This window comes from Leptospira sarikeiensis (assembly GCF_004769615.1).
GTDB lineage: Bacteria > Spirochaetota > Leptospiria > Leptospirales > Leptospiraceae > Leptospira_B > Leptospira_B sarikeiensis.
Map to the genome: position 1 here is coordinate 44,705 of NZ_RQGF01000011.1, position 6,304 is coordinate 51,008.

Here is a 6,304-nt window from a genome sequence, read left to right on the forward strand (position 1 = left end):
CATTTATGATTGAATAAGTTGAAACTTTTTTAGATCAGTTCTCTTTTTTCGGGAACATTCCTTTTGGATCGGGTTTATCTATATGTGAATAATATCTTTTGCTCTTGCCGCATTTTATAAGCGAATAGGCAAATCTTTAAGAGGGCTATCATTGAGAAGAAAAGATTTTTTGAAAAGTTTATTCGTTTCCGGAGCGATATTTTCCGGTTTAGGAACATGTAATACGGATAAGAACGGAAGTGCAGCCGATCTAGGGATCCTAGGTGGTGTGCTTATGGATACAGGATCTTGCAATCCGGATGATGTGTCGGTTTCTTCTTCCATTTGTGCTTTGATCCCGGAAGAAGTTAAGGGTCCGTATCCATTGGATCTAAGTTCTAATTCTTCCTATTTTAGGTCCGATGTTACTGAAGGACATGTTGGAACTCCTCTCAGTCTTGTGCTTAAGATACAAAATGTGAACGATAATTGTAATCCGATCGCGAATGCAAGAGTGGATATATGGCATTGTGATAAGGACGGTTATTATTCGGGATATAAACAAACCGGATATCTTGGAACTAAAGATTACGTGGGAGAAACTTTTTGTAGAGGTATACAGCTTACGGACTCATCAGGCATTGTTCGTTTTACTACGATCTATCCAGGTTGGTATCCTGGACGAATCACACATATTCATTTTCAGGTGTATTTGAATAACGGGCTTGTTGCTACTTCTCAGATCGCATTTCCGGAAGATATTACAAAAATAGTATATGAAGGATCTCTGTATTCGGTTCATGGGCAGAATACTTCCGTATCAGGAAATTGCTCCGACGGGATCTTTAAAAATTCGGCAAAAGATCTGAGTTTGGAATTATGCACGATCGCCGAAGATACTTCTTCGGGCGGATATATCGCGAGTTTAACTGTTGGGATCGCGAATTGAAAAGTGATCTGAATTATTTATCAGACAGTTTTATGAGCGGAAATCTTTTTGATTATTTTTTAGCTTCGGTTTTCACGCAGACGCGCAAAACTGCCAAGGGTTTTTTACTCCGTGATCTCTGCGGGCTCCGTGCGAACTTTTTTTTGATTTAGCACAGAGTTCACTGAGGGCACAGAGAGATTACGTTTTCTATCCAATGATTTCTTGAAAAAAAAATCAAAAAAGTTCGTTTTAAATTCCAGTTATAGAATTAACGCGAACCCTTCTAAGTTAATAAGAATGGATGATCGGAACCGAAAAATCGAAATCCGATCATGGCTAAATTATTCGATAAAGACCAAAGACTTATTTCTTCCGTCGAATTCTACTATAGAGAAGGGGATGTCGGCGAATTTTTAAAAGAAGCCTGGGTTTGGGCCTGGAGACTTGCGATGGGCCGGTATGGATTAGATGAGGACGCTTGCGCAGAAGTGGTGTTAAGACTTGTTTTGCGAGCAGAAGAGATCCTTAAGATGTATAGAGAAAGGGAATATTCCAATTTTCCCGCATTTTTCACATCATATGCTAAAAAAATAATATTCAATCAGAGAAGAAGGGAGATCCGATTTGATAGATCCGAGATTTTAGCGGACCGTTTCGAACGATTTTACGATCCGAATTCGGATTTTACGAAGGAAATCCTGAATCAGCACAGGGAAAATACCTACCAGATCCACGATATACTTTCCGAGTTGGAGCCCTTACATTCTCTTATCGTAAAACTAAAACATAGGATCCCTTTGGAACTCTCTGAGCTTAGGATCCTATATTTAAAACTAAAAGAGAAAAACAAAAGTCTTAGAGATTATTACCTGGAAGATTTAGAGGAAGAAAGAAAGATCTGGAAAAAACAAAAGATCCTGAACGATAAACTTTCGAGAATGTATCAAAACGTTTGGATGGATAATTTCAAAAAAGTGGAAAAATGGAAGGTTTATAGAAAGAACTTAAGGGAAACTTCCTTATCCGTTTCGGAAGAAAAAAGTTTCAGAACGATCAGTTCTTATTTAGGAATGAGCCAGTATACAGTAAGAAGGATCTATTATTCCGCAATTACAAAGTTAAAACAAAAGGCAGAGATCCGAGTCATCGGTAGATTGGAAGCGGCTTAGGGTTTAATGTTTTGTATCGTCAGGTTTGATCATCGGAATAAAAAGTTTACTTAAAAGTTTGGATTTACTCTTAAGTCCCGATATTTCGGTAATTAGGTTTGCCACTAGTCTTTGGCCTGCTTCCATTCCTTTTGTTACGGAACGATTAAGCAATTTAGAACTAGTTGTTACCATACTAAGCTCTGATTCTTCCGGAGAGATAACCCTGATCTTTACTCCTTTCGGGGGAGCATGGATAATATGGACAGCGCGATTGTACATCGTATGATGCACTTTACTGATCATATGAGATAATTTTTTATTGGATGGGTAGGAAAGCCAACCTTGGAATTTCGGGATCGGATCGGAAAATTCATCTTCAGGACTATTTAAGACAATTGTAATGTCCTTATATCCTGCTTGGATCACCGATTCAACAGGAATCGGATCCGAGATCCCTCCGTCCCCGTAATATTGCCCTCCTAATTTCCATTTTCCTCTGGTAGCGATCGGCAGAGAGGTCGCAGCTTTCAAAAGATTTAATACGTTGGAAGCAGTTGCTTTCACATACTCGGCTCTCGCTTTGGCAAGATTCGTAACCACAACATAAAAAGGAGAAGTTTCTTTCTTCTCCAAATATTCCGCAGGAAGTCTATACTTTGTCCCGAAAAGATAATCGATCAGATATTCTTGGTCTAAAAAAGTTTTGCCACGAAACGGATTAAGGAAGGAGATCAATTGGTTTCCGGTAAGTTCTTTTCTCCAAATGTCCAAGATACGAAGGCCTTCCGCATGATCCGCTTCGTAGCCGGTAGTATAATAAGCCGCGGCGCAAGAACCGGAAGAAACCCCCAAAATAAGATCGAAAAAAGTAGAAGGCACTGCTTGGTTGATCGCATACAATGCACCACCTGCGAAGGAACCTTTCATTCCACCGCCTGCAACAACTAAGGCTCTTGCTCCTTTTTTGGCCTTTGGCAAACCAATGATCATTCCACTCTGGTCTGGTTGCCCTGGAGAAAAATAAGAACTCATCAAAGATATGATTTCTGATCCTTCTCACTTTGCAAGAAACTTGGAAGTGAAGTCTCAAAATTCGATTTTCTTTTTCTATCGAAAGCAAAACTTTTTTGCAACATTCCGCAGCGACCCATAGGAAGCGAGGAAACGACCGCGTCAGCGAGTCGGTGACTGAAGCATAGCGAAGTCAAATTTGAAACGGACATGTTGCATAAGAATAAACACGAACCCATATTAACTCACAAAACCAGGGCGGCTCCTCACTTCGTGAGGACCAGGCTACTACGGGTTCGCGCAGTTGCGCTCATCCGGCTTCGCCGGACTAAAGCCCTTCGTATCCTTGCCGCAGCGACCCATAGGAAGCGAGAAAACGACCGCGTTAGCGAGTCGGTGACTGAAGCATAGCGAAGTCAAATTTGAAACGGACATGTTGCATAAGAATAAACACGAACCCGCAACCCGTAACCATAAACTCTCTGTGTTCTCCGTGAGCTCAGTGCGAAACCAAAAAAGTTCGCACGGAGCACACAGAGATCACGGAGTAAAAAGAAAAACCCTCCGCGGCTCTGCGTGAAAACTGTAGCTAAAGAATGATCAACAACAAGCTCCGCCTATCGAACCACCAGACAAAGCATCCGGAGCAGAAGGAATACCTTGAGTAGTGATCGCAAGAGAGGCAGGGCTTGGACCACAATCAAAAAGACCATAATGAACTGAAGTATCTCCTACGATCTTAAAATGATCTTTGTATCTAGCCTTGGAAAGCATAGCAGCAGTATTTCCGCAAACAAGCATCGGAAGACCTTTTCTAAGAATATGATGATCATCCAATAGAAAAGCATGAGGATGTTCCGGAATTGTTCCGAGATAAAAAGCGACTTGTCCATAGTCCTCGCATTTATCTTCCAATTCTTTCAATTTGAAAATTCTATAAGTAACCGAATAGAAATCGATCATTCCTACTTTTCTTTCTATATCTTCGTTCTGAAGGGAAATTTTACTCGAAGAGATCACTCTAAAATCTCTGATCCCTAGATCGAAGATCAACCTTCTGAAGTCTTCCGTATAAAGAGCTCCTCCTAAACATTCTCCCAGAAGAACAGGATCATTTTTAAGATTTGTAGGAACTCTTCTGCTAGCGAATACATCGCTGAAGTATAATTCTCCGCCAGGTTTTAAAACCCTGAAGATCTCTTTAAAAACGCTTTTTTTATCCGGAGAAAGATTGATCACGCAGTTGGAAACTACCAAATCTACTGATTCGTCTTCGATCCCAAGGGTTTTCAGATCTTCTATATATCCGTGTCTAAATTCTATATTTGGTTTAGAGTATCCGAATTTTTCCGTATGATAATCCACATATCGATTCGCCAAAGAAATTTGTTCTTCGGTCATATCTACTCCGATCACTTTTCCGTTTTGTCCGACCAGATTAGAAAGTAAAAAGGAATCTCTTCCACTTCCACTACCTAAATCCAGGACTCTAGCACCTTTTAATTGAGGCGGAAAAGGGGAGCCACATCCGTAAAATTTATCCTTCACTTCCTGATGGATAAGTGGCAGGATCTCCTGCACATTTTTAGGAAGGGATTCTGTAGAACAACAGGCCCCCGTTTTTAGGTCCGAACTGGATTGTAGGACTTTTCCGTAATATTGCTGAACGGAATCTAAGGTGGTTTTATCTAGAATTTGCGCCATAAGGATCTCATACTTCGAGAATACGAGGTAGGGCAAAGGATTGTTTCCGAATAAAGGCCAGTTTTTAGGAATACATGTAAAATATTTTGTATATTCGAATAATTTTAACCCATCTCTCTGTGTTCCCCTTGCCTCCGTGCGAAATAAAAAGAGTTCTCACGGAGCACACAGAGATCACGGAGGAGTAAAATTAAATAAAAACTCCGCGGCTCTGCGCCTCTGAGTGAAAAAGAAAGTATCGTAATATGCCAAAAGCCTTAAACCCCTCTGTGACCTCAGTGCTCTCTGTGCGAAACTAAAAACGAAACGGCTCTGCGAGTTGGCCCAGATAATCTTTCGGGAAGATAGTTTCTCTTTCTAAGCCGACTTCTGCACCTTTTACGAAACCTTCTCCGCCTAACGAGCTACCAAAAATCCGATCCCAGAAGGAAAATACTGCTCCGTAATTCACCTGAGTTTCTCTGTATTTCTTTCTATGATGCCAGCGATGTAATTCTGAAACCGAGAATATATATTTTAAGAAACCGCTTTTATAATCCATATTTCCATGTTGGAACATGAGATGAAAACTTAGGATACTCAACCAACCAAGTACTATCTCAGGAGAAGCTCCTAAAATGAAAACGACCAGAACCCCGGGAGTTCCTTCCAAGATCGCATGAATAGGGTGTCTTTTCTCGCCATTTAGCCAATACAATCTTTCAGAACTATGATGAACAGAGTGAAGTTTCCATAAGAAAGGGATCGAGTGGCTCAGCCTATGGATCCAATACATTCCAAGATCAATACAAAGTCCTGCGAGTAAAACCTGGACGAAGAAAGGGAGATGATCCGGCCAGAAACTTAGATACTCGATTTTTGTTTTTAAAAAAGAAATCGATTCATAAGTAAAGAAGATCAAAAGAAAATTTACAAAATTATGAATGATGTCCGTGGAAAGATCTCCCAAGTTCCGATTCCATTCCGGATCATAAGGAAAAAACTTTTCCAGATAAAAAACCACAATCGCTAAGATCGTAAAACATAGAACGGAAGAATAAAATATTCCGAACTTTGAATTCGCTAATATCAAAAACGAAATTGAACTTCCGAAAAAACAAATCGGATAAATAAGAAATCGGATTAAACTCATACACTTCCTCTTTCTTGAGGAGTTTAGCGTAAGTCTTGCTGTAAGTATTGAATGAATGGGCTAGATGAAAAATTATAATCAAAGAAAAGATCGTTACGATCTTCCTTAAGAGCAGAAATAAATTATTAATTTTTAAAACAAAACTCTGTCGGCAATCGGAAGAGAATTATGAATTCAATTCTTCCGGTTCTTTAAAAAAATCTAAGAAAAATCTTCAGAATTTTCTCTGAAAACGAACTAAAATTCGAATCAATTTTTACAAAAGTTATTTGACCGGTTGGGTGACGTAATTAATATGGTCTTTACGCCTGAAGGAATTCACCCGGGAGGGAAAGAGTCCTGAGGGGATCTTAAAAGATCTTTGAAAACATATAGAGTAGCGTGACCCGCGAGATT

Annotated in this window: 5 protein-coding genes; 2 read left to right on the top strand and 3 right to left on the bottom strand. The window is 39.8% G+C overall.

The window, feature by feature from the left end; translation table 11 throughout:
* The first annotated feature begins 169 nt into the window (after window positions 1–169).
* Together EHQ64_RS04330 and EHQ64_RS04335 are read left to right on the top strand one after the other, a co-directional pair.
* A complete protein-coding gene (locus EHQ64_RS04330) occupies window positions 170–928 on the top strand; it encodes a dioxygenase family protein (RefSeq protein ID WP_135648282.1) in 759 nt (252 codons plus the stop codon).
* Window positions 929–1,242: 314 nt separating this feature from the next.
* Window positions 1,243–2,079 (top strand): sigma-70 family RNA polymerase sigma factor, encoded by an 837-nt coding sequence (locus tag EHQ64_RS04335; RefSeq protein ID WP_246048591.1) that lies wholly within the window; start codon window positions 1,243–1,245, stop codon window positions 2,077–2,079.
* A 3-nt stretch (window positions 2,080–2,082) separates the two neighbouring features.
* Here EHQ64_RS04335 and EHQ64_RS04340 read toward each other — a convergent pair whose 3' ends face one another.
* From EHQ64_RS04340 to EHQ64_RS04350, 3 genes are all read right to left on the bottom strand, one after another.
* The gene (locus tag EHQ64_RS04340) at window positions 2,083–3,093 is read right to left on the bottom strand and encodes a patatin-like phospholipase family protein (RefSeq protein ID WP_135648283.1); all 1,011 of its coding nucleotides are present in this window, start codon (window positions 3,091–3,093) and stop codon (window positions 2,083–2,085) included.
* Window positions 3,094–3,672: 579 nt separating this feature from the next.
* Window positions 3,673–4,776 carry a methyltransferase domain-containing protein gene (locus EHQ64_RS04345; RefSeq protein WP_135648284.1) on the bottom strand — a complete coding sequence of 368 codons (1,104 nt, stop codon included), beginning with the start codon at window positions 4,774–4,776 and terminating at the stop codon, window positions 3,673–3,675.
* Between the two features lie 295 nt (window positions 4,777–5,071).
* A complete protein-coding gene (locus tag EHQ64_RS04350; protein WP_135648285.1) occupies window positions 5,072–5,908 on the bottom strand; it encodes a sterol desaturase family protein in 837 nt (278 codons plus the stop codon).
* Window positions 5,909–6,304: the final 396 nt, after the last annotated feature.

Excerpts from the sequence above, each read along its gene's own strand:
- EHQ64_RS04335 (WP_246048591.1), top strand. The coding sequence starts at position 1,243 with ATGGCTAAATTATTCGATAAAGACCAAAGACTTATTTCTTCCGTCGAA.
- EHQ64_RS04340 (WP_135648283.1), bottom strand. The coding sequence starts at position 3,093 with ATGAGTTCTTATTTTTCTCCAGGGCAACCAGACCAGAGTGGAATGATC.
- EHQ64_RS04345 (WP_135648284.1), bottom strand. The coding sequence starts at position 4,776 with ATGGCGCAAATTCTAGATAAAACCACCTTAGATTCCGTTCAGCAATAT.
- EHQ64_RS04350 (WP_135648285.1), bottom strand. The coding sequence starts at position 5,908 with ATGAGTTTAATCCGATTTCTTATTTATCCGATTTGTTTTTTCGGAAGT.